Origin of the sequence: Paenisporosarcina antarctica (genome assembly GCF_004367585.1) — a bacterium.
GTDB lineage: Bacteria > Bacillota > Bacilli > Bacillales_A > Planococcaceae > Paenisporosarcina > Paenisporosarcina antarctica.
Map to the genome: position 1 here is coordinate 3,289,066 of NZ_CP038015.1, position 23,748 is coordinate 3,312,813.

23 protein-coding genes are annotated in these 23,748 nt (G+C 36.2%); 8 read left to right on the forward strand and 15 right to left on the reverse strand.

The features are described 5' to 3' along the window. Positions 1-74 precede the first annotated feature (74 nt). Positions 75-1,736, forward strand: coding sequence for a PucR family transcriptional regulator (locus tag E2636_RS19100; protein WP_166669548.1), 1,662 nt, complete (start codon positions 75-77; stop codon positions 1,734-1,736). 884 nt (positions 1,737-2,620) lie between these two features. Here E2636_RS19100 and E2636_RS15725 read toward each other — a convergent pair. The 3 genes from E2636_RS15725 to E2636_RS15735 are packed head-to-tail and all read right to left on the reverse strand — an operon-like array spanning position 2,621 to position 4,879. Beyond that, positions 2,621-3,343, reverse strand: a complete 723-nt coding sequence (locus E2636_RS15725) for an amino acid ABC transporter ATP-binding protein (RefSeq protein ID WP_134211053.1) — start codon at positions 3,341-3,343, stop codon at positions 2,621-2,623. 15 nt (positions 3,344-3,358) lie between these two features. After that, entirely contained in the window at positions 3,359-4,021 is a 663-nt protein-coding gene (locus E2636_RS15730; RefSeq protein WP_134211054.1) for an amino acid ABC transporter permease, read from the reverse strand. A 24-nt stretch (positions 4,022-4,045) separates the two neighbouring features. After that, positions 4,046-4,879 (reverse strand): transporter substrate-binding domain-containing protein, encoded by an 834-nt coding sequence (locus tag E2636_RS15735; protein ID WP_134211055.1) that lies wholly within the window; start codon positions 4,877-4,879, stop codon positions 4,046-4,048. Between the two features lie 310 nt (positions 4,880-5,189). Between E2636_RS15735 and E2636_RS19105 the strand changes: the two genes are divergently transcribed. Continuing rightward, a complete protein-coding gene (locus E2636_RS19105) occupies positions 5,190-5,363 on the forward strand; it encodes a hypothetical protein (protein ID WP_166669549.1) in 174 nt (57 codons plus the stop codon). A gap of 194 nt (positions 5,364-5,557) precedes the next feature. On the opposite strand, the gene ablB is transcribed toward E2636_RS19105, so the two are convergent. The 5 genes from ablB to E2636_RS15760 all read right to left on the reverse strand — a co-directional run bounded on the left by ablB (position 5,558) and on the right by E2636_RS15760 (position 9,918). Then, a complete protein-coding gene (gene ablB, locus E2636_RS15740) occupies positions 5,558-6,382 on the reverse strand; it encodes a putative beta-lysine N-acetyltransferase (RefSeq protein WP_134211056.1) in 825 nt (274 codons plus the stop codon). 4 nt (positions 6,383-6,386) lie between these two features. Continuing rightward, a complete protein-coding gene (locus E2636_RS15745; protein ID WP_134211057.1) occupies positions 6,387-7,142 on the reverse strand; it encodes an amino acid ABC transporter ATP-binding protein in 756 nt (251 codons plus the stop codon). Further along, on the reverse strand, positions 7,139-7,810 hold the full coding sequence (locus E2636_RS15750) for an amino acid ABC transporter permease (RefSeq protein ID WP_134211058.1): 672 nt from the start codon (positions 7,808-7,810) through the stop codon (positions 7,139-7,141). Before E2636_RS15750 ends, E2636_RS15745 begins: the two co-directional genes overlap by 4 nt. A gap of 74 nt (positions 7,811-7,884) precedes the next feature. Further along, positions 7,885-8,691 (reverse strand): transporter substrate-binding domain-containing protein, encoded by an 807-nt coding sequence (locus E2636_RS15755; RefSeq protein WP_134211059.1) that lies wholly within the window; start codon positions 8,689-8,691, stop codon positions 7,885-7,887. Between the two features lie 129 nt (positions 8,692-8,820). After that, entirely contained in the window at positions 8,821-9,918 is a 1,098-nt protein-coding gene (locus E2636_RS15760) for an NAD/NADP octopine/nopaline dehydrogenase family protein (RefSeq protein ID WP_166669550.1), read from the reverse strand. Between the two features lie 174 nt (positions 9,919-10,092). On the opposite strand from E2636_RS15760, the gene E2636_RS15765 reads away from it, so the two are divergent. After that, positions 10,093-11,691 (forward strand): PucR family transcriptional regulator, encoded by a 1,599-nt coding sequence (locus E2636_RS15765; protein ID WP_166669551.1) that lies wholly within the window; start codon positions 10,093-10,095, stop codon positions 11,689-11,691. A gap of 15 nt (positions 11,692-11,706) precedes the next feature. Here E2636_RS15765 and E2636_RS15770 read toward each other — a convergent pair whose 3' ends face one another. The 3 genes from E2636_RS15770 to E2636_RS15780 are packed head-to-tail and all read right to left on the reverse strand — an operon-like array spanning position 11,707 to position 16,661. Further along, positions 11,707-13,458, reverse strand: a complete 1,752-nt coding sequence (locus tag E2636_RS15770; protein WP_208324090.1) for a hydantoinase B/oxoprolinase family protein — start codon at positions 13,456-13,458, stop codon at positions 11,707-11,709. Beyond that, complete coding sequence (locus E2636_RS15775; protein WP_134211063.1) at positions 13,451-15,514, reverse strand: hydantoinase/oxoprolinase family protein; 2,064 nt, start codon at positions 15,512-15,514, stop codon at positions 13,451-13,453. Before E2636_RS15775 ends, E2636_RS15770 begins: the two co-directional genes overlap by 8 nt. Before the next feature lie 25 nt (positions 15,515-15,539). Further along, positions 15,540-16,661, reverse strand: coding sequence for a Rossmann-fold NAD(P)-binding domain-containing protein (locus tag E2636_RS15780; protein ID WP_134211064.1), 1,122 nt, complete (start codon positions 16,659-16,661; stop codon positions 15,540-15,542). A 623-nt stretch (positions 16,662-17,284) separates the two neighbouring features. Here E2636_RS15780 and E2636_RS15785 point away from each other — a divergent pair. Then, a complete protein-coding gene (locus tag E2636_RS15785; RefSeq protein ID WP_134211065.1) occupies positions 17,285-18,040 on the forward strand; it encodes a helix-turn-helix domain-containing protein in 756 nt (251 codons plus the stop codon). 483 nt (positions 18,041-18,523) lie between these two features. On the opposite strand, the gene E2636_RS15790 is transcribed toward E2636_RS15785, so the two are convergent. Continuing rightward, complete coding sequence (locus E2636_RS15790) at positions 18,524-18,790, reverse strand: hypothetical protein (RefSeq protein ID WP_134211066.1); 267 nt, start codon at positions 18,788-18,790, stop codon at positions 18,524-18,526. 418 nt (positions 18,791-19,208) lie between these two features. On the opposite strand from E2636_RS15790, the gene E2636_RS15795 reads away from it, so the two are divergent. The 3 genes from E2636_RS15795 (at position 19,209) to E2636_RS15805 (ending at position 19,847) form a co-directional block, all read left to right on the forward strand. After that, entirely contained in the window at positions 19,209-19,427 is a 219-nt protein-coding gene (locus E2636_RS15795) for a DUF1659 domain-containing protein (protein WP_134211067.1), read from the forward strand. Positions 19,428-19,447: 20 nt separating this feature from the next. Beyond that, on the forward strand, positions 19,448-19,657 hold the full coding sequence (locus E2636_RS15800) for a DUF2922 domain-containing protein (RefSeq protein ID WP_134211068.1): 210 nt from the start codon (positions 19,448-19,450) through the stop codon (positions 19,655-19,657). 61 nt (positions 19,658-19,718) lie between these two features. Beyond that, positions 19,719-19,847: a YvrJ family protein gene (locus E2636_RS15805; protein WP_017380570.1), complete on the forward strand. Its 129-nt coding sequence runs from the start codon at positions 19,719-19,721 to the stop codon at positions 19,845-19,847. 91 nt (positions 19,848-19,938) lie between these two features. On the opposite strand, the gene E2636_RS15810 is transcribed toward E2636_RS15805, so the two are convergent. From E2636_RS15810 to E2636_RS15820, 3 genes are all read right to left on the reverse strand, one after another. Continuing rightward, the gene (locus E2636_RS15810; protein WP_279587128.1) at positions 19,939-20,271 is read right to left on the reverse strand and encodes an NAD(P)-dependent oxidoreductase; all 333 of its coding nucleotides are present in this window, start codon (positions 20,269-20,271) and stop codon (positions 19,939-19,941) included. Positions 20,272-20,510: 239 nt separating this feature from the next. Continuing rightward, positions 20,511-20,954 (reverse strand): phosphate-starvation-inducible protein PsiE, encoded by a 444-nt coding sequence (psiE, locus tag E2636_RS15815; protein ID WP_134211070.1) that lies wholly within the window; start codon positions 20,952-20,954, stop codon positions 20,511-20,513. A gap of 257 nt (positions 20,955-21,211) precedes the next feature. Beyond that, positions 21,212-22,402: a cation:proton antiporter gene (locus tag E2636_RS15820; RefSeq protein ID WP_407670261.1), complete on the reverse strand. Its 1,191-nt coding sequence runs from the start codon at positions 22,400-22,402 to the stop codon at positions 21,212-21,214. A 300-nt stretch (positions 22,403-22,702) separates the two neighbouring features. Here E2636_RS15820 and E2636_RS15825 point away from each other — a divergent pair, with 300 nt between their 5' ends. Further along, a complete protein-coding gene (locus tag E2636_RS15825; protein ID WP_134211072.1) occupies positions 22,703-23,569 on the forward strand; it encodes a DMT family transporter in 867 nt (288 codons plus the stop codon). The last annotated feature ends 179 nt before the right edge of the window (positions 23,570-23,748 follow it).

The following is a 23,748-nucleotide window of genomic DNA, read 5'->3' on the forward strand; positions in this document are numbered from 1 at the left end:
ATCCAAAACTAGTGACTTATGATTTGTTTTAAGGGATGTATTGGAGCACTTTTCACATGGGGGGCATGAACAAAATGGCAATTAGCATACAGGAAGCAATGGCGTTACCTATTATGAAAGAAACAAGGTTAGTTGCTGGACAGGATGGATTATCCAATTTAATTAAGTGGGTAACAATTGTCGAAGTGTTAGAAGATATTAACCGACTCCAAGAAGGGGAATTTTTAATTACTACTGGCTTTGGATTGTTGGAAAGTAATGACAAGAAGGAAAAATTTATTCAACTCCTCGGACAAAAAAAATTATCAGGTGTAGCCATGTATACAGGGTTTTATTTACCAGAAATACCTGATTCGCTTATCACTGCTGCTAACGAACATAACTTGCCTCTCATTGAGATTTCCACAGATATTAACTTTTCGAAGATAACTAAAGCAATATTAGAGCAAATAATAAATAACCAAATGCAGTTGCTAGAGGATTCTTTAAGTATCCATAAAGAATTAACAAGGCTTGTACTAGAAAATAAGGGTGCTAAAGAAATTACAACTACATTAGCAAACCTTACAGACGCGGCGATTATTGTTTACAATGACATTCAAACGATCGAAAATATCGTAACCAAAAATATTACTCTAAATATACTGGCTAAGACTGGGCTCAATATTGATGGAGAAGAGTTCAACTTAAAAGATAAACTTGAAAGTAGTTCAAAATCGAGAATTCCGTCACATTTCCACACCCTAAATTACCATGTTTCCATTTATCCGATTATTGCTAACAACCAATCCTATGGATCGATTGTTGCCATTAAACGAAGTGACATGTGGCGTGAGATGGACGACATAGCTATCGAACATGCAGGGACTGTGTTCGCGATTGAAGCGTTAAGAAAAGTAGCGATTGAAGAAACTAGGCTGCGCCTACAAGGTAACTTTTTAGATGAGATTATTGATGATCACATTACAAATAAAGCGTATGCTCTTGAACAAGGAAAAAAACTCGGCTACGACCTTTCTAGTAGCCAAGCATTTTTTTACCTATATATTCAAAAAAATAAATCAGAATCTAGCGAGCACCATTCATTAGAGTCAAAGCTATTTCAAACCGTTAATGAAGTGCTAAAGAATAAAAATCAAGCCTACATGGGTCGAGCTAAGCTAGACTCGTTAATGTTATTAGTTAATATAGTTGGGGAAACGGATCAGGAAAAAGAGCAAAACTGTTATTGGCTCGCAAAAGAAATCAACAAACAATGGCTTTATTTCTTTCCGAAAGATCCTTTAATTATTGGGATTGGCAGATGCTATGACGGTATAAGTATGCTATCTCAAAGTGCAAAAGAAGCTCAACTAGCTGTTTCCTTATCAGGGGTACTGATTAAACCTAATACAATCGTTCATTATAAAGAGCTTGGGACTTACCATTTACTTATTAACATGAAAGAAGCCGGTATCGATTTAGAAAAGTTATACAGTGATACGTTAGATCCACTGCTCAAACATGCTCGTCAAGGTACTGATTTGCTTGAAACGTTAGACGTTTATCTGTACAATAACCAAAATATACAGATAACAGCAGGAGAGTTATTCATACATCGTCATACACTAAAATATCGACTCAACCAAATTGAAACAAAAACTGGATTACAGTTAAAATCAGCCGATGACCGTATGCAGATTCAACTGGCCATTATGGCTTATAAATTACTTACTCAAATAGGAGAAATACATTAATAGTAGTTCTCAAAATTTACCCAATTATATAACCTTTAGTAATCTTTGGACTGCATATAAAAAATCGTACTATCTAAATGAAGCCACTGAAAAAGTTAATTTATATATAGGTGATTTCCGTTTAAGGCGGACGCTTTCCGCGGGCGAGCGACGAGCCTCCTCGTCGCTTTCGCTTCCTGCGGGGTCTCGTCTGTCTCGCTTTTCCCGCCGGAGTCGCCGCCTTCCACTTCAATCACTTGTACATATATTTTCTTTCACCTAAAAAATATGGTGAGGTTCCTTTATCTGTTCAAAATAATCTAAGAATGTGTCGGCTTTTCAATCTAAATAAGCAAATCTTTCCTCTATTGTAGAGGAAAGATTTGCTTGTTTTTGTTTTATGATAAGTGTACTAATTTCGGGTGATGTACCGATAATTCCCAATCAAAAATGTTATCCCAATTATGGCGATTTACGATATCATTGTACTAGAAAATGATATGCAACACTAAATCAATGAACTCGTCGACTTTTCTTTTGTTCTTGAAGAATTGAAACTTGCCCGATTTTTCTTAAGTAGATTCATTTATAATAATAGACAATCAAAATTCCCAAACAATATATCACTGAACAAAATCCACTTCCACTGAGACGAAACTGCGTTTCTAAAAAAGGAAATCACGACTTCACATTAATTGAATTAACGAGAGTCACATCAAAGAAATTCCGTTTTAGCATGTTAGTCTACATATACTAAAAACACCATGAAGGATTCTTGGCAATACTTTCTTATGTTTATAAGAAAAAACGGGAACACTGAATTCACGGCTCACTAAATTTATATTCTTTCTTATTTCACAAAAAAGGCCTCACCTTCCAGTTACTGACAAATGAGGCCTTTCTATTTAATCAACTAACTGAATGAATTGTCTCGTTCGTTCGTGACTCGGATTCCCAAAGAATGTCTCTGGATCAGCGGACTCAATGATACGTCCTTCATCCAGCATAATGATGCGATTAGCTACATTACGTGCGAACTTCATTTCATGCGTCACGACGATCATGGTCATGCCTTCTTGCGCTAATTGCTGCATAACTGCCAACACTTCTCCCACTAATTCCGGGTCGAGTGCTGACGTGGGTTCATCGAATAATAATACTTTTGGTTCCATCGCGAGTGAGCGGGCGATGGCAACACGCTGTTTTTGTCCACCTGATAGTTTACTCGGATACACATCTGCTTTATCAGACAATCCGACTTTTTCAAGCAGCTGTTTCGCCAAAGTAATGGCATCGGCTTTCTTCATCTTCTTCACAATCATCGGCGCTTCTATGACATTTTCTAATACCGTCATATGTGGGAATAAGTTAAAGTGTTGGAACACCATTCCTACTTCAGCTCGAATTTTTGAGAGCTTATCATTCTTTGGGTTGACTAAGTGTCCATCAATTTCGATGGTTCCTTCATTAATACGTTCTAAAAAGTTAAAGCATCTAAGCAATGTACTTTTACCTGACCCACTAACCCCGACCAGAACGACCACTTCAGAAGGAGCGACTTCGAGATCAATGCCTTTTAATACTTCTAAATCGCCAAACGATTTATGAATATTCGTCCCTTTTAACATATGCGTCCCTCCTTCTTATTTGTCGACATTTAGTTTGTTTTCATACAGTTTCAATAAATAGGTGAAGATCATCACGAGCACTAAATAATACACCCCGACCACTAAATACGTTTCTAATGATTGGAATGACTGCGCTGCTTCACGGTTTGCGATGGAGAATAACTCTGACACCCCAATAATATAAACTAAAGATGAATCTTTCAATGTAATAATAAACTGATTACCAAGCGGCGGAATCGAGCGTTTTAAAGCTTGCGGGAAAACAATACGACGCATACTTTGCGTTCTTGTCATTCCTAGTGAGCTACTCGCTTCACGCTGCCCTTTATCAATCCCTTGTATAGCTCCACGGAAAATCTCCGCGATGTATGCCCCGTTATGAATACCGAGTGCAATCGCTCCTGCCCAGAAACCCGAGAGGACGATGAGTGTCGTAATCCCAAAATATAAAAACATAATTTGGACAATTAACGGTGTACCTCGAATAATCGTAATGTATAAATTAGCAATTGTTTGTAGTATTTTGGAGCGTGAAATTTTCATTAGTGCAAAGATTAACCCGAGAGATGTACCTAAAACGAGAGCGACAGCCGTAATTTGCAAGGTGGTGAGTGTCGCTTCTAGGAAACCTGGATACGTTCGCAAAAAGACTTCAACTACCGTTTTTAAAAGTTCCATAGTAATCTCCCTTTCTCTTCCAAATTAATTCAGAATGTCAATACCTTCTAAATCAACATCAAGAAGATTACGTTCGAACCATTTGTTTGAGATTTCTTCATATGTGCCATCTGCCACTATTTCTTCAATCGCTTTATTAATACCTTCTAATAATTCCTTATCTTCTTTACGTAAAGCCACTGCCGCTTGTTCAATCCACAATGGTTCGCCTACATCTTTAATTTCCAACCCAGCTGCAATGGCTTCAAAACCAACTACGTCCGCTGTAATGACGGCATCTAATCGGCCTTCAACCGTTAAATCATTTAACGCCACAACATCACTATTATAGTACTTAACATCATCCGTATATCCTTTTGCCGCAGTATCGTACGTACTTTGTGCAACAACACCGATTCGTTTACCTTCTAAATCTTCTGCAGAAGTGATTTCATCACTACCTTCTGGCACGAAAATCATCCCACCCGAGTAGTAGTAAGGATCTGAGAAGTTTACGCGTTCTGCACGTTCAGCTGTAATGGCCATTGATCCAATAATGACATCAAAATTACTAGCCAGTAGAGATTGTGTAATGGTTTCCCATGGTGTTGTGATTGGATTTGGTTCTAAGCCCATTTTTTCGGCAATAGCTGCGCCGATTTCCACGTCAAAACCAGTAAGTTCACCAGCTTCTTCATAGTTAAATGGTTTGTATAAACCACTTGAAGCATATGTTAACTTGCCATCTTCTTTTAAGTTATATCCTGACTCTTCGCCTGATCCAGCGTTATCTGTCGTTTCTTCTTTATCACTTCCGCAACCTGCGATTAACATAGCTGTAGCAGCGACTGCAGTTAAAAATGAGAACTTCTTTTTCATAATGAATCTCCCCTTATACGTTTAGTTTTGTAATTTCGCAAGTTTTATATGTACCCATTTGTATCCCTAAATCTCTTATACATCTCCCTTCTTCAAATGTTGCAACCCTCTCCAAGAATTTTAATCTTCTGAATTATTAAATCTTACCACACAATTTCGCTCTATTAAATGTACAGCAAAACAAAAAAGACACTCGTTTTATTGTACACGGTGTATAAAATTTACTGATTGACTTATTAAAATGACTCCCTTGTTCAGAGTTCTAAAACTAGTTGAACGGAGAGGTGATTGGTTATGTAAATAGAAATTTGTGACACAGAAAGTGCCAACTATATTGGGGAATCACGGACGATTGACATCTGTATATTTTTTAATAGATGGTGCAATTGAAAGAATGGCTGGCTATCTACTGAATAAAAAAGAGCGACTGAAGATGCAATCTCAGTCGCCTGATTCTAACTTATGGAAATATGTAAGCCTATAAGGGTTCTCGTCACTGTTGATGAATTAATAAAATACATCACATAAAATCATTCGGAACAGATTGTTACGGGGGACCTATTATATGACAATTTAATCAGGTAAACATACAAGATGAACTGCTAACATTTCATTGCCTGAGCTATTCTGGAATTAAATATATAATAGTAATAAATAGAATAGCTTTTACACAGGGGTTTAATTGGAGTTGTCTGTTTGTTTTGTCCACAGATTCATATCTTCAAAACCCGAATAAATTTTACAGTTATTTATGAGTCTACCCTGATACTCATAACCGAGACGCTTCAAACTCATATTCATACCTACAGATTCAGAACGAGCTATAGAAAAATGCGAGAAAATATTTTTATCCAATAATTTTTTTTCTATTTCTTTGATGATATGAATGAGTAATTGATTTCCTCTAAACTCGGGGTCTGTTACACAGTCCGTAATTTCAGCCCAGGAAAATTCAGGCATAATCATCGCGGATGCCGCAGAAATGATTTTATTGTCCTTCTTAATATAGACAAAGAAATAATTATCTCCTATATTTTTCTCTAAATAGTCAGGGTTATCAACCTGTGATGGATAGTACTTAAATACCTTGCCGTATAAGGCTGCAAGCTCCTCTGCGTCTTTGCTTTCCGCGTAACCCAAGATAAACGAATCACTCAAAACATTATTTTGAATATCCCTATCATCATTTTCTACGATTGTTATTATCTCGTCTTCTTTACTAACATTAACCGAAGTTGCTCTAGGAATATCCAAAAATTTAGACAAAATATATACGGTTTCTCCTCTAAAAAAACCATTCATATTTCCTTCCTCAAAAAACCCTTTATCTTCAAATAACTGTTTATAATCTTTTAACGTATAAATAATAATCTTACTGTATTTACCCGTATTTTCTAATTCATTAATATAGATTATGTCTTTTGGTGACGCATCCATTAAGTATCCAACAACTCGTTGATTATAATCATCCATAACAAACTCATTTGTACCTAGTAAACTCACGTCCTCACTCCTTATTTAGAACGTTCAAGAATGAACGAAGTCTTTTATTATCACTGTTAAATATGTACTCGGGCGTTCCGTCTTCCTCAATAGTTCCATTTTCCATAAAGCAGATACGATCGGCTACTTCTCTGGCAAAGCCCATTTCATGTGTTACCACCATCATTGTCATTCCATCATTTGCAAGAGCTTTCATCACCGCTAAAACCTCACCTATTAGTTCAGGATCTAAAGCCGATGTCGGTTCATCAAATAACATGACCTGCGGATTCATGGCAAGAGCTCTTGCTATAGCGACCCTCTGCTGCTGACCTCCGGATAACATAAGTGGATATTCATCCTTTTTATCGATAAGTCCAACTTTCTCCAAAAGCGAAAGCGCATTCTTCTTTACTTCTACTGGATCTTTTTTCACACTTAAAGGAGCACACATTAGATTCTTTAATACTGTCATATGGTTAAACAAGTTAAATTGTTGGAAAACCATACCTAGATTTTGCCTCACTTCATTTAAATTTGTGCTCGGTGAATTGATTTGGGTATCATTAAAATAAATTTCTCCCCCTGTTGGCTTTTCCAAATGGTTGACACAGCGCAACAAAGTGCTTTTTCCGGAACCACTCGATCCAATTATGACCACAACTTCACCTTTGTACACATCCATATTCACATCTTTTATAACTTCTAGATTCCCAAACTTTTTTTTCAAATTTCTTATTCGAATTAATGGTTTCTCATTAGTGCTTCGGGTTTGCGTCATGCATTACTCCTCCTATCTCCTACAGAAAGTCTTATTTCCATCCATTTAACTAGTTTAGACAAAGTAAAAGTCATTATGAAATACATGATAGATGCTACAATAAAGAATTCCAAAAAAGCGAAATTAACACTGGCAAAACGCGCGGTTGTATGCATTAATTCGTTCGCCGTGATAACAGAGGCCAAGGAAGAATTTTTTAATGTAATGATAAATTGATTACCTAAAGGTGGAAGGCTAAAACGAAATGCCTGAGGTAAAATAACTTTTTTCATCGCCGTGAAATAAGTCATTCCTAAGGACCTAGCAGCTTCCATTTGTCCAAAGGGAATGGAAGCGATACTTCCACGAGCAATTTCAGACACATAAGAACCGCTGTAAATACCCAAACCTATAACTGCAGCTGAAAATGCGCTAAGTTGGATACCAAACTGAGGTAATGCATAATAAATAAGATATAGTTGAACTAGTAAAGGAACGCCACGAATAATTGCGATATAACTGTCCGAAATCATTTGTAACACCTTAAACCTTGAAATCTTCATAAAAGCTGATACTAAACCTACTCCTGTCGATACAAGAATCGATAGAATAGATATTTTTACAGTTAAACCTGCTGCTTCTATAAGAAAAGGAATATATTCGTATACTAAAGAAAAATCATAACCCATTCTTCTGCCTCCTTCTATTTATCATGATACTGTTAGTGATAGCAGCGCTATTAGCGCTGCTCTAACTAATAGTATCATCTGATATCCATATCAAACCATTTCTTACTGATCTCCTCGTAAGTTCCATCTTGTCTCATATCTTCCATTATAATGCCGATTTCTGCTCTTAGTTCTTCATCATCTTTTCGAACAGCAATTCCGCAAGGGTCTACAAATAATTTTGAACCTACAATTTTGAATGGATAATCTTTTTGTTTAATACCGTAAGCAGCTAAAAGTTGATCGGAAATAACCCCATCAACGCGACCGTTAATCATGTCACTAAACGCATCAACACTCGAGCTGTATGTTTTAACTTCTGCACCAAGTTCTATTGCTTTTTCCTCATAAGTTGTACCTAATCCAACACCAACATTAGCACCTTTTAAATCTTCTGCACTCTGAATATCGGAATCCTTTGGAACGATAATTCCAGCACCAGAAGTATAGTATTGAACGAAGTCAACCTTTTCCTTTCTTTCCTCCGTTATCGACAAGCTACCAAGGACAATATCATATTTTTTCGTTAGTAATCCAACGATGATTCCATCCCATTCAGTCGATACCGCTTCTGCTTCAACTCCTAATCTTTTTGCAATTTCCTTACCAATATCCACATCAAAGCCGTCCAATTCATTCTCTTTGTTAATAAAGTTAAATGGAGGATATTTCCCTCCCATCGCCATTGTCAAGGTTCCTCGTTCTTTAATCTCATCAAGAGCTGATTTTTCTGTTTCTTTACCTTCAGTGCTTCCAGATTTTTGATCGGTACTTTCTGCCCCACATGCTGCTAGAAATAAAATTAATAGCGCACTAATAATGCCAAATAATACTTTTCTCATTTTGAAACCCCTTTCAGTTTTCTGAATTGTTTGTTACAAATTGAATTATAGCAAACTCGAATCATACAAGACTATAAACATAGTTTTAAAAAACTAAGTCTATTTTTATACAAATGGATAACATAATTATTAACTTCCATAAAGTAGGAATTGATTCAATTCATGGTTAGTCATATCGTTAATACCCATTTCCTCCAGGGTTCTTCCAGTTTCAAAATAGTTTTCATCCGAAAGGGCAGAAGCTAATTGAATTAGAGATTCCATAAGCTTCACATCAATATTTCTATCTTTTGCAAAATGGTACCAGGGAGTTAAACCATAGGGAACATCCTCCGTTAAATAACGATGTTGCAATGAATCAGGACCTTTTGCCGTTAAATGCAAACTTGTTTGGATTGCTTCATACCAACTGGCATTCGATTGAACATACCCCGTTTCCATGACACGTTCTAAATATGGTACCAATTTTATTCCCAAACTTTTTCCTACTCCGATCCTTTCCAAATCCAATTCTCCCATGACCCTCGCAACAGATGGAGTTACTCCTTCTTGAAAATGCTGATACTCTCCTTTCGCGTACTCTATTCTGCCGGCATTAAAAACACAGGGAACTACATTTAATACAGGATTCCCATTATTAAACCCTGTCTCTAATACATTCTCGACTTTATGCGCGTTTGGATATAACTTTTGAAAGACAGATAGAAATTCATCATTTTTCACTGCTGGAAAAGCTGATATAAGAAACTTCTTCAAATAAAGCTTTACATGTACAGCCGGTTCACCCGTAATCTTTCGGCAAGCGTATGGCAATGTATTTGCTTCTGCCAGTGTATAGCCCTTCTTTACACCTTTTTGTTTAAATATTTGCTCAAAGCATAATGCACCCCCTGTATACCCAGGTAAAAGTACTATTATTTGTTCCCCTTTTATAAAGGGTGCCATCATTTCAGCAAGCTTTCTATGGGTCCCTCCATGAGTAATAATTAAGATAATAGTTGCAAATTCTATTGCTTTATTTATCTCTATCTCAATTTTCGGGATATCTACTATCCCTTGAATCTCACCTGTCACTCTCAGTTTTCCGGTTTTTATCAACGGAAAAAGATTCTCTCTATATTCGGGGAGTTCATAAAGGGTGACATCATACCCTTTCAATATCATATCGGCCGTTGCGGAATAACCTCCATGGCCTGCTCCAATAATCGTGATCTTTTCTTTATTCATGCTCTCCACCACCCTCATTAAACTACTTATATTAGAACAACTTACACTATACACAAATAATGTGTGTTGTAATATTCAAATAATTATTCTATGATATTGTTGTACATTTGTATAAAAAAAGCAGAAACGATTTTGATCACAATTAAGAGAAATTTTTCAAAAGGCGGTGACCAAATGTCTATAACAATCGAAGAAATATTACTCTTACCTATATTTGGAGATGCAAAGTTAATCTCTGGTGAAAAAGGAACACACAAAGAGGTCCGTTGGGTAACGATCTTAGAAGTACTAGATGAAATTACACAGTTGCAGTCGGGAGAATTACTAATTACCACAGCATTTGATTTACTCTCTAATGAAGATCTAATAGATAACTTGATTCGAAATCTACAAGAACGAAATCTATCGGGTATTATCATTCAAACAGGTTATTATTTGGAAGCCATTCCAGATCGAATGATCCAAGAATCGAACAAATATCATTTCCCGATCATTGAGCTTCCAAGAACCACAACATTTTCGGAAATCACAAAAATTGTTCATCGAAACATCATGTATAATCAATTTGAGAAAATAAAGTTTTCAGAAGAGTTGTACAAAAAATTGGCCGGAATTGCAGTTAGTGACAATGGTCTGCGTCCCTTCACTCATCTGTTAAGTCAGTTAGTAAAAGGCGATATCGCTATTTTTGACAAGGATTTGAATGAACTCTGTTACACCGTTGATCCTTCCTTAAATTTTCACAATGAGAATCTAATTAAGTATTTATATCCATTTAAAGAAGACTTTGAAAATGGTTCATTTTTAACCAAAACAATCAAAGATGAAGAACAACACATACTAATTTCATCCGTAAAATCGAATAATATTTTTTATGGTTATATCATCGCGCTTAAGAGCAGTAAATTTGATGAATTCGAGGAAATTGCCATACAACATACCTCGACTATTGCGGCCGTTGAATTCATCAAATTATCAAGCCTAGAGAAAAAAGACAATCAATATAAGGCCGATTTTCTGGAACTCCTCTTAACAGGAAATTATACGGATGATCTAAGCATTTATTCCAAAGGTGAAGTATTAGGTTATAAAATTGGAACCTACGATACATGTGTTGCCATTATTAAAATTGATAATTATGACAAAATGCTAAATCTGGATAAAATCGAATCCGATTTACTGCATACGATATTAAAAAAGTTAGATGAAAATGGGCTACAAACTATGTTTAAATTATTTAGCGGCCAGTTTGTTTTGCTAATATCAAACCGCTTTACCAATCGGGTAAATATTACAAAAACACTTGAAAAGATCGCCGATTATATTTTCGAGAAATTTGATGTTTCTTTATCTGTTGGAATTGGGAATTATTATAAAGACTTCAAAAAATACCGAAATTCTTATAAAGAAGCACAGGAAGCTTTGTTCATCATTGAATCTGTATGGAAAGGGAAAAAATCTCTGCATATTAATAATCTTGGCCTATATCAACTACTACTCCCTCTTTTCCAGGATAGGAATCTAATCCGTGATTACCATCAAAAAGTCCTTGGAAACATCCTAGATGATGAAGAATTAATCGAAACACTTAAGGTTTACTTAGAGAACACCAAATTGAACGAAGCGGCAGACAAATTATTTATCCACCGCCATACTTTAAAATATCGAATTAAGAAAATTGAAAAGCTGACTAATCGTGATATAAACAACTTTAATGACCGTGTTGAACTAGAAATAGCCCTAATTATTCACAATGTTTTTAAGGCAAGTTAATATAAAATAACGTACTTATTTACGAATATTTTCTGTTTTTTGCTCATTAATTTCCATTTTTTCAGGATCAATCACAATACCGTAATCCAGTTTTGCTGATTCAATAGAGACATACCCTTGCCTTACATCCTCCAATACTAAGTCATGGTTTCTTTCAAAAGGATTCCCATAACCTCCCCCTCCAGGAGTAATCAGAGTAACCGTATCGCCATAATTCAAGAAAATTACATCTCCAAGGGCAAATTCAAGCACTCTTTCATTTTCCGTACCTTCATTAATAGTCCATCTCCCACTTTTACCTGGTTTTCCTCCAAACAGACCTTGTGGCGGAATTTTAGACTTTTGTGAGGTATGGAAAAATTGTGCTTCATACCCAACTATTTTCCATTTTCGTTTGTGAGCAAGGCCTCCACGATACTTGCCCGGTCCACCTGAATCAGGAACAATTGATCTTTCTAAAAAAATGACAGGTGATTCAATTTCCTGTGCCTCCATTGGAGGAATCGGACAATTAGTTACATGACAAGACATGACAGAAATACCGTCTTTATTGGGCCTTGCGCCTAATCCTCCAGGTACAATTTCTCCCCAGTATTGCCTGTGACTAACCTCTCCCCCATTTGGATGGGTCTCCATATTGATTGCTGAACAAAAATCATACAAACACCCGCACGAATCAGCGATTACCCTATCACGTGTAGCGGTAGATAATGCCCCCATAATTAAATCCACAACTACGTGTGCAGTAACCATTCTTTGAAAACATCCGATTGGCTCTTGGGCATTTACTAAAGTTCCTTTGGGAGCTATCACTGTAATTGGACGATGACACCCGTCATTAACAGGGATAGAGGGATCTATGATTGTTTTTAATGTGTAATAAACAGCTGATATTGTAGCGGATAATGGAGAATTGATAGGCCCCTTTATTTGAGGATCTGTTCCCGTAAAGTCGAAGGTGATATTCTCTCCCTCTTTTATTACTTTGAGTTTAAGGGTATAGGGACCCCCTTTATATCCGTCATCCAATACTTTCTCCTCATGAAAATAGACTCCGTCTTCCATTTTTTTAATCTCCATACAGGTTAGCTTTTCAGAATACATTAATAACGCATCAAAAATTTGATTGGTTTCTTCGTAACCATATTTATTAACTAGTTCCGTTAAACCTTTTGAACCTATATTGCAGCCGGAAATTTGGGCAAGAAGATCACCCTTCATATCATGTGGAACCCTTGTATTATTCAATATCACTCTCCACAATGCTTCATTTCTTACCCCAGCATCATACAGCTTAACCGGTTCCATTAAAAATCCTTCCTGCCAAATTTCTTCTGTCCAGGAGTCTCCTGTCCATACACCACCAACATCACGGTGATGTAGCATTGTAACAGAATAACCGATTAAAATTGATTCCTCCAGAAAGATAGGGGCTACCATAATAATATCTTTTGTATGATGGCTACCCAATGATTCTCCTCCAGCATAAGGGTGGTTAGTTAATACGATATCTCCAGGTTTAAATGATTCTTTAGGGAAAAATTTAGTTAGAATCGTATTCAACGCTGGTCCCAAACAATTTAGGTGTATCGGTATATTTGCTCCTTCTGCTAACATTTGCGCGTCTTTATCAAATATTGCTGATGAACAATCTCTCATTTCTTTTACGATCGTGGAATAGCTGCTTCGAACCATTGTTTCCGTCATTTGTTCAGCAACCGATTTCAATGCATTGTTAATGACTTCAATTAATATTGCTTTAGTCATGATTAACATCCTTCCTTATCTGTGTATTTACAATAATGGAAAGAAATCTATCTATAATAGCGGATTGTTCCGGATATATCACTGTTGTCGCACCCATCTCGCCAATAATAGCAGGGCCAATAATTTCGTACCCTGGCTCTAGTTGACTCCGTTCATAAATCGGAACATGATATGCTTTTCCATCGAAACTAACTTCGCCATATTGTTTATCCACAAGATAATTACCGGTCTGGCTTCCAAAATTCAGTTTGACCTTATCGATCTTACCAATGGCACTTACACGGAAATTAACCACTTCCACTTCATCCTCGCGTAAGGAATGACCATACATACTTTCATGTAACTCATGAAATCTATTAGCCATATTCAATATATCTACTTCTTTCAGGTTGTCTGAAGGTAATTGAATATTTAATTCGAAAGCCTGTCCTACATAGCGCACATCACAACTTCTTACGAGTATCTGTTTTTCAGATGAAACCATTTCCTTAGCCAATTGATCGGTTCCCGATTGTGCCAGATTACTGAATATACGATTAAACTCTGCTTTATCCAATCGTTTGATATTTTGAATACTCGTATAAACAAAATCGTGTTTAACATCTGCGAGGGTTTGACCCATTGCCGCAAATGTGCCCGGTGAATATGGCACAATAACTTTTGGTATTTCAAGCTCGCGAGCCAATTTTGTCGCATGCAAACCACCTGCTCCACCAAAGGAAACGAGACTAAATTCACTTGGATTATGACCCCTCAGCACCGATACTAATTTGATGGCTCGAAGCATATTAGCATTAACCACATCTATGATTCCTTCTGCTGCTTCATACAAATCTAATCCTAAAGGCAAGGCAATTTTCTCGTAAATAGCCTTTTTTGTCTGCTCCATAACATCTGATAAATCTTCTAGAAAAATTTCAGGCCGTATCCGCCCTAATACGAGATTGGCATCCGTTACTGTAGGTTCTGTGCCGCCTCTCTGATAACAAACAGGACCTGGATAGGCTCCTGCACTCTTAGGTCCAACCTTTAGGACACCACCCTGATCACACCAAGCCATACTCCCGCCACCTGCACCGATATATTCAAGATCAACTGTAGGTATACTAATAGGAAATCCTTCAATATAACTATCCGTTCTAAAATGAATATGGTTATCTTTGATTAAAGATACATCACAGCTAGTTCCACCCATATCGAACGTAATCAAATTATGTTCTCCCATTTGTTGCCCCAGATAGTTAGCTGCAATAATTCCTCCAATTGGACCCGAATCTGATACGGTAACTGGTTTCTCTATAGCACTGTTAAAGCTCATAACGCCCGCATTGGCATTCATCATATAGTTCGTAGAGCGAATATCTCTTTTACTCATTTCGTGAGTAAACTCCTCCAAATGCGAAACCATATTGGGCATCATATAGGCATTTATAACTGTTGTTGATGTTCTTTCATACTCACGGAATTGCGAGATGATGTCTGATGAAATGGAGACATAAACTTCAGGAAGATGTTCCTCTAAATATTCCTTGACCATTCTTTCATGCTTTGGGTTTCTATAAGAATGTAAAAAGCAAACACCCACAGAGCGAATTTTTTTCCTTTTTAATTCCCTTACCAACCCGTTCAATTGATCCATTTGAATATCTTCCAACACCTCGCCGTTGAAATTCATTCTTTCAGTAATTTCAAACCGTAATTCACGAGGTACCAATGGCACTGCTTTATCCATAAAATTGTTATATATGTTTTGATCGCGCCAAGCACGTCCAATTTCTAAAACATCTTTAAAACCACGTGTTGTGATCAGCGCAACATCTTCATTTTCCTTTTGTGCAATCATATTGACAACAATCGTTGTACCATAAATTAACTCTTTAATTTCTTTTGATTCCATATTAGCAAGACCGCTAATCTTTTCAATACCTTTAAAAATTCCTTCTATTAAATGGTTAGTAGTTGTCGCCGTTTTCATGGAAAATACTTCGCCATTTTCCATATTGGTTAGCACTAGGTCTGTATTTGTACCACCCGTATCTATTCCCAATCTATACACGTTAAATCACTCCCACTTGTATTTTCTATTTATTTTTTGCTTCAAAAAAATCAATAGTCGCTCTCTTTAACGCTCTTTCATTAGAACTATCCGAGTTAATATTCATTTGAAAACCTTGTTCCCCAATCAACTTGATAAATGGCCACATTTTTTCTGCATATACATTCATACATTCCTTAGCCATCACTCCAGGCCAAGCATTACAACTAATGGTTAATCTTCTATTTTGTGACTGAACCACAGAAGGAATATCATTCCAAGCTGAATCTTCCACATCAAAAATATACTGATCCAAACTGCCATGGGGAATGCCTTCTATTGCTTTTACCTGGTAACCGTCTACTCTTTTTTCATAAGGATCAGCAGTTAAATCCAATACTATGGCATGTTTAGGTAAACTCCCCAGTAAATCATTGGGTATAATAATTCGGGTTGGATCTGGTCGTTTAGTTGCATCGACTAAAAGGTCCGTTTGCTCTAAAATTTCTTTAACAGATGAAGGATATTCCATGATTTCTCTCTCTAAAAATTGAACACTAATTCCGTTAACACCTTTTTTTCCTAATTCATATTCGTTGAACTGCCCGAAAGATATTCTTCCAGCATGCACCCCAAGTTTTCCCATACCGATGATGGAAACTTTAATTGGTTTATTTGATAAAATCATCTTTTCTTTATGTAATTCATTTAACTTTGAAAATGCAGTGTGAACCCCGCCTAATGCTGTCATTTCATACGATACAACAAGTCTTTCATTGTTATCATCCACAATGGAATCAAGAGAAAATGCATGTATTTGTTTCTTTTTTAATAAGTCTAATAAGTAAGGACGAGTTTCATAATGTAGCATAGCCAGTAAACCAGACCCTGGAAGCATCTTTTCTATATCATCAAATTCAGGAGATCGTATTACCACTATCAGTTGCTGTTTAAAAACTTCGTCCTTCTCAGAGAAGATTATCCTTGAATTAGCTATCAAATAGTCTTCTTCCGAAAATCCTAATTGACTGCCATATCCTTTCTCTAAATAAATTGAAAGATCATCTCTTAGAAATCGTTTAAAAAATTCAGGTAGAAAATCCCTTTTTTCTCCCTTTTCCTTTTTCATTTTCGGAAAACCAAGTCTTAAAATTTGTTTAGGTGTCAAATGAAATTCCCCTTCCCTTTATCTGAAAATTAAATATTATTACTTATGTTTGATTATATTGACTTTTAACCACGGTGTATATTTGCAAAAGTTACAAATAATACTTTTATTTTTGTACAAATCGATAACATTTGTTTTACCTTTGACTCATAAAAAAGTTTTATAATTTGCAAATTGACCTTTTATCAAAAGTTAGTTGTCCAACCAAATTTTATTTTTCGTGAAGAAAAAAAGGTAACTGCAATTAATTATGCTTTTTTTTACGTTGAAAAACCCTATTTGCTATTATTTGTGTGTTTCCTATTCCCCCCTGGTTGCAGCAACTGAATCTGCAGTCGATTAACAAGCTGTAATTCAGAAAGATAGCGAAATCGAGTAGATTATTTCAAATCAAGCAAAAAGGAACGGCAGCACATACTTTTACGTTATTCCAACCGAAAAGTAGGCTTTTTTTGTGCTGCCCAATAATAACTTCAGAAAAACTAAAAGAAAATAAAAATAATTGTCTACTATCCAACCATTTTGTTCTATGTAAGGACTATTAGGGTTAATCACCTGATACCAAACAGACAAATAAACGCCCACTACTTAAAAAGTAGTGAACGTGGCGATTGGAGCAGACTATGTATTATTTATCAGAGTATCAAACATTTACTAGCGTCAAAGAAATGGACTTACATGTTCAGCAGCATATCAATGCCCATTACAACGAATTAATTCAAACGGATCGTGACGTACTTTCTTTAATTAGTCGCTACTGCTGTAAATTTCCAGGGGCTTCTCATTTGAAAGTAGAAACGATCATGAAGGCATTATCGAAGTCAGATGCGACGATTCGTCGTGCTATTCGTAAGTTGGCCAAATTGAAGATTATCGAAAAAATCTCGTTTATCCGTCGCGTCTCAAAAGGCTATGGCGCGAATATACTTCGTATTTTACCCTTTGAAGACAAGTCGACTATGAATACTCGCAGCGTTGCTGAGAGTATTACACCTGTAAGCAATCCAGCGACTCAATTGGAGAAACAAACCTCTCTTTCTATTAATCTTATACAAGATACATATGATACAGAGGACGCGATTAAGAAGGGATTAATTACCAAGTTACCAGAAAGAATCGGGCACATTTTGGGTGCTTTTTTCGATATGAATACGATGTATAAAGTGTATGGCATCATGTTACGAGCGAAAGCAAAAATAGACCGTTCCATTACGTTTGAAGAGTATGAGGAAGAATATATAAACGCGATTCTATCTGTGGTCAATGCCTATAAACGAGGAAAAGTTAAGAATATATATGGAGTGTTATATGCAGCGATTTCAAGTGCCACAAAGCGTTTATATGTGACGGCTTTATTTAATGACGCTATGGATCGCTAGATTCTCTTTATAGCAATAATATAGTTTATGATACGGTGTTAATGTGCAATTGCAGTACGTTATATACTTTTTACAGCATACGAAATTTTCAAATAAAACCCTCTAGGAACTGCGAATAGTATAACTAATTTTTTCCATAAAAAATAACCCCCATGTTTGAGTTTATACTAGGGGGTTATTGATAGAGGATTTAGTTTAGCGATCCTATTTCTTTTAAATTTCTTATCATAATTTCCATCAAATAAATCAAATCTTACCATGCGAAGTATATCGAAATCGTTGTCTATAGATGATTGCCCGCTCCAGACAATTTGATGGCATGAACTAATTTCTAGTCCAACATAGCTGTCATTTAGAACAAGTTCAATATTATATATTTGCTGGATTCTCTTCATAAAAAACTGAACATATTGTTTAGCATCTGGGCTGATGACCATTTATATACATCTGATACATGTTGATTTTTTAACCAATCACTTTGTGTTAACATGTTTTTTGTCTGAATGTCATTAATCTTTGTAAATAAAAGTTTTCTGCTTCTTCTCGGTGTCCAATGAGATATTCATCTATAGAGATCCGTCGTGCAGACAAAATTCCCTTTGCTTTAACCCCTGGCATATTTTGTGCCTTGTGCATGACTTCCAGCAACGTATATTCTACCGGCATGGTCAAATGCCGAGCAACACTTACTTCGTTGCGAATACCTACATGACCGTATTTCAAAATCACTTTCCAGTATGACCATTCCATTGCTCTTCACGCCCCTTACAATCAGTGTTGTGAAACTTCTGGTGGTTTTATACTTTTGACACTCAACTTCTTTGCTCACTCCCAAGCTTTGAGCACTTCCTAGAATTTCATTTACTAACAAATACTTATAGTAGTTATATTCTACGTCAAGCTGTCCAAAACCTCTGCACTCGGTAACTATCTTGCAGAAAGATTCACACATTGGTACCTAAATAACGGGATCACAAGAAACGCTTACTTCTTGCGGTTGGAATTTCGAACCTTTTCAGCAAGACTAGGCAAATCTTCATGGTTATTTAGAATATTCGAAGGGTAACCCCTTTTATGATATAAGTATCAATTGTTCACTTAAAAGAATTTAAGTTGTCGCCTTTCCCCCTCCCTCTTTCTATATATGTTATGAAAGGAGGTGGTAAACATGGCAATCATCGACTTTAAGCAAGCAGTGGTTCGTTTAACGTTTGAGACAGGCTATACGCTTGACGGTAAGGTAATTAAAAAATCGTCGTCGTACCGAAATGTCAATCAAGCTGCGACTGCGGATCAGTTAGGAGATGTGGTTGGTATTTTGTCGGGATTCTCTTCCCGTCCATTACTCGCTGCTGAAAAGATTGAAACCGGCAACATCCAAAACTAATTTGAAAGGGGAAATGACCAATGGCAAAGGTACTAGAAATGCTGTTTGATACAGCTCAAGGGAAAAAATTCACGATTTCAGTGGACGAACCCCGCGTGGACTTAACAGGTCCTGAAGTAGACAGTGGCATGCAGGCTTTACTTGCAAGCAACGTCTTCAACGCGGACGGTGCGAACCTTGTATCTGCTTACCAAGCGCGTATTGTTGAACGTAACGTAACTGAACTTTAATAAGAAAATGGCTGCCACAATTTACTTGTGAGCAGCCATTTTTGGAAAGGAGGAAAGATTCATGAACGACTGGCTGACAATGATCCAAGAAGTAGGCTTCCCGATTTTCGTGTCATTTTATTTAATGCACCGCGTCGAAACGAAACTTCAGATGATACATGAAGCCTTAATTTCGTTGAAGGTGACTTAATAAAAAATAGAACCTTCCCATAACGGGAAGGTTCTATTTTTTTATTACTATTTGAAAAATGATTGAATAGAATTGTATGTTTTCATAATTATTAAATTTTAGTCATTTGTTTTTTATTTACCCACTTAATAGGCTCTTCATTATTTTTCACCCTTACAATTTCCTTTGAACATTCTAAAGACATGATACTCATAGCTTCAGTAGTTAGTCCTGCTATGTGTGGTGTAACAATCACATTATCTAAACCCCATAAAGAATGATTTTTTAAAGTATGCTCTTGTTCAAAAACATCAAGGGCAGCACCTGCAATCGTTTTATTTTTCAATGCAATTGCTAGTGCTTCTTCATCAATCAAACCTCCTCTAGCAGCATTAATTAAAAATGCAGTCGGTTTCATCAAATCAATTTTTTCTTCTTTTACAATATAGTCTTCTTAAGGAGTAGGTGCAGAAGGATCATAGGCAATAATTTTCATAATTGCTAAAGAATTAGATGCTTCAATTTATGAATACAACTGAAGGGATTCCGGTACACATTCAAAAGTAACCTGCACCATAGCCAAATTACATAATAGTCGAGCTGGAGTCAATTACCACAGCTCGACTATTTTTATATAGGTAATCCTGTGGAAATTGTGCGTCCAACTCCACCTACAGTCGTAACTTACTGTTTAAAAAACCATCTACTATCAGGCCTTTCATATGGAGTTAAATTCATAATGAAATAGCCAATAATCAGGATTAATATTACAACTGTATACAGTAAGGTATCTATAGGGTTATTATGTTCAACAATAATCAGTCTTGTCATGGCGGTAATACTAACGTATATAAAATATCTAATAGGAAAGTGATAATCATCCTTAAAGTATTTAACTATCATTGTAATAAACTCAAAATACAAAAAGTAGATAAGTATACTCTCTAGGAATAGTTTGTAGTCAATAGCCTTTCTTACTATTATCAACTGACTGAACACTAGCAATTCGTTAACAAGTAAAAAGGAAAGAATAGCCGCAAGAAAAATGAGAGAAACATTCAAAAGTATTTGGAGCACTTTTGGAATTACTTGTAATAAAAAAGAGTACTTCTCTTTTACGTTAAACATGAACTCCCTCCTCCTACATCTAAAATTAATTGCCTTATTATTAAATAAGACTATTCTAAAAATATTCACTACAACCTATTTTTATGCATAATAATTAATCTTAATTACTATGCAAACATTGAAAGGGCTTACATCTATACTGTGTATTCAAAAATATACGAGCCAAAAAACCACATTCTTATGCAGAATGTGGTTTTTGATTTATTCGCCATTTGAATGGTGACTTCCATATAGAATTTTATCTCATTGCAAAGAATTTATTTGTCTCCCATCCATTTCGAAAGTGGATAGATGCCGATACTCTGGACTACTAAAGAAATAATTACCACTGGAAATGCAAGAGAAATTAAATTATCTACATTGCTGTCATTCATGGCACTCAAACTTAACAATAAAAACACTGACATCGATCCGCGAATGCCTGACCATGAAATGAGGAATGCTTTTTTCCAGTTGACCACTTTTCTCCATCCACTAAAAAATTGCATTGTACCGGACACGACAAGGAAGCGTATAACAATCGTGGCTATGAATATGACCACAGCCAACCCCCAGTGGGCCGATGTTAAATAATCTGTTGCCACGATACCGATTAATAAAAACAACAATGACAGCAGCGTTGGCTCAACAACGTCCCAAAAACCGGACAATGCTTCACTGTAATGATCTTCTTTATTTGTATGGGTGAACTCCCATGACAACATGATTCCTGCAGCAACCGTTGCCAACACACCTGAAAAACCGAGATTTTCAGCCAACTGAAAGGAGCCATAGGCGATGATGATACTGAGCATGACTTGGTAATCCCGATGATGTGTGTAGTGAACAGCTTTACTTAATAACCAGCCCACTACTACTCCAAGGCCTGCCCCTCCGATTGAAACATAGCTAAACTCACCTAGAAATGACCAAATATTGAAGGATTGATGATTTATGTACATTCCGGAGATTACACTAAATAGCACAATACTCGTTCCATCATTAATCATTGATTCGCCATCCACGATATCAGCAATCGTTTTATCTGGTGCAGCCTTTTTTAGTATCGCAATAACAGATACAGGATCAGTTGGTGTCAGAATAGAAGCAACCAACAAGGCTCCGATAAAGGATATCGAGAAAAACAATCCGCCTACATAATAAATAACCACGCCCATCAACCCAGCAGTGAGAATGATTCCAATAGTGCTGAGTGCCCCGATAATTCCTGCATTTTTTCGCAATGCCTTTGTGGAAAAGCGGTAAGCAGATGTAAACAATAAACCTGGAAGAAATATATTGTAAATGATATCTCCTGTTACCTGGACATCCGAAAAATAAGGAATAAACGATAACGCGATTCCAATTAATAGCAGTACAACGGGAACCGGGAAATTTTCTTGCTTTTTATCAATCGTAAAAATGATATAACCTATTGATAATAAAATAACAATGAGTGCTGTAGACAACATAATCCCCTCCACATTGAAATAATTACACCTTTTATCTATTACAGCAAAGGGCGTTCATTTCTATTCAAATATCTAGTTAAAACTCTAGCTTAGTGTAAAATTACCTTACCATCTTAATTGAAAACGATACCTCTAGCGTTTCATTGCCAGAGCGATTCTAATAACTTATTATATGATTAAAGAGTATAAGTAATATAGTTTTTAACAAAACCCTTTTCCATATTCCCGAATTACTTCCATCTATGAAGAAACTTTTACTATTAATGTTATGATAGGAAAAAATAGGAGCTAAAAAATATGAAGCCATTATATTACGGACTACTAGTTTTACTTACCACTTTTCTGATGGGCTCTTCTTTTACGGTAGGTAAGATTGGTTTAACCTATGTATCTCCCCTTTTACTCGTGGGTATTCGATTTACAATTGCGGGTATTTTGATGGCCCTATTAGTTCGGAAGAAACCCCTTCCGCGACTACCACTTGATTGGGGAAGGATGTTTGTAGTGGGTCTCTTTCAGACGGCTGGCGTAATGGGCTGTATATTTCTGAGTTTAAGAACCATTACCGCAGGGGAATCTTCCATCTTAACATTTAGTAATCCTTTAATGGTTGTTATTTTAGGAACGATATTCCTTGGAATTAGATTCAAACTTATCCAATGGATCGGCGTAGTTACTGGTTTTATTGGGGTTTTTATTACACTTGGATTTCATATACAACTAAATATAGGAACATTATTTGGAGTAGGAGCCGCACTTTCATGGTCAATTGCCACCATCTTAATAAAAAAGTGGGGCATCCGCTTCAATATTTGGGTGTTGACTGCGTATCAAATGCTTTTCGGCGGTATGATGCTATTAGTAATGGGTGTAACATTAGAGACACCTAAATTAATCATTAACACGACATCTATTTCTATCATTTTATGGCTTGCTATTATGGCTTCCATAGTACAATTTGCCATATGGTTTTATTTGTTACATAAAAGTGATCCAGGTAAGACGAGCGCATTCCTCTTTTTAGCTCCCGTTTTCGGAGTTTTAACAGGATGGATATTTTTGAATGAAGTAGTCGAATGGTATGTTTATTTAGGCGGATTACTCATATTCATAGGCATCTTTCTTGTAAACTGGACCTTTTCAAAGAAGAACAAATTACTATAAAAAGAACTTTTTCTTCAAATTAATTTCTTAGAGAGTTAACCTGTAACACCAAAACCTAAGGATAAAAGTGGAGCGATGACCATGGGTGCTGCTTCACTTTTTCAATGCAGGAATTCCTGCAACTATTATTACAAACTAGAAACTACTTAATAATGCCATGTTCCCTTGCTACTAAAATA

Coding starts and splice junctions, on each gene's coding strand:
- E2636_RS15755 (WP_134211059.1), bottom strand. CDS start 8,691: ATGAGAAAAGTATTATTTGGCATTATTAGTGCGCTATTAATTTTATTT.
- E2636_RS15735 (WP_134211055.1), bottom strand. CDS start 4,879: ATGAAAAAGAAGTTCTCATTTTTAACTGCAGTCGCTGCTACAGCTATG.
- E2636_RS15785 (WP_134211065.1), top strand. CDS start 17,285: ATGTATTATTTATCAGAGTATCAAACATTTACTAGCGTCAAAGAAATG.
- E2636_RS15750 (WP_134211058.1), bottom strand. CDS start 7,810: ATGGGTTATGATTTTTCTTTAGTATACGAATATATTCCTTTTCTTATA.
- E2636_RS15765 (WP_166669551.1), top strand. CDS start 10,093: ATGTCTATAACAATCGAAGAAATATTACTCTTACCTATATTTGGAGAT.
- E2636_RS19100 (WP_166669548.1), top strand. CDS start 75: ATGGCAATTAGCATACAGGAAGCAATGGCGTTACCTATTATGAAAGAA.
- E2636_RS15825 (WP_134211072.1), top strand. CDS start 22,703: ATGAAGCCATTATATTACGGACTACTAGTTTTACTTACCACTTTTCTG.
- E2636_RS15725 (WP_134211053.1), bottom strand. CDS start 3,343: ATGTTAAAAGGGACGAATATTCATAAATCGTTTGGCGATTTAGAAGTA.
- E2636_RS15800 (WP_134211068.1), top strand. CDS start 19,448: ATGGCAAAGGTACTAGAAATGCTGTTTGATACAGCTCAAGGGAAAAAA.
- E2636_RS15770 (WP_208324090.1), bottom strand. CDS start 13,458: ATGACTAAAGCAATATTAATTGAAGTCATTAACAATGCATTGAAATCG.
- psiE (WP_134211070.1), bottom strand. CDS start 20,954: ATGTTTAACGTAAAAGAGAAGTACTCTTTTTTATTACAAGTAATTCCA.
- E2636_RS15805 (WP_017380570.1), top strand. CDS start 19,719: ATGAACGACTGGCTGACAATGATCCAAGAAGTAGGCTTCCCGATTTTC.
- E2636_RS15745 (WP_134211057.1), bottom strand. CDS start 7,142: ATGACGCAAACCCGAAGCACTAATGAGAAACCATTAATTCGAATAAGA.
- E2636_RS15760 (WP_166669550.1), bottom strand. CDS start 9,918: ATGAATAAAGAAAAGATCACGATTATTGGAGCAGGCCATGGAGGTTAT.
- E2636_RS15790 (WP_134211066.1), bottom strand. CDS start 18,790: ATGGAATGGTCATACTGGAAAGTGATTTTGAAATACGGTCATGTAGGT.
- E2636_RS15795 (WP_134211067.1), top strand. CDS start 19,209: ATGGCAATCATCGACTTTAAGCAAGCAGTGGTTCGTTTAACGTTTGAG.
- E2636_RS15730 (WP_134211054.1), bottom strand. CDS start 4,021: ATGGAACTTTTAAAAACGGTAGTTGAAGTCTTTTTGCGAACGTATCCA.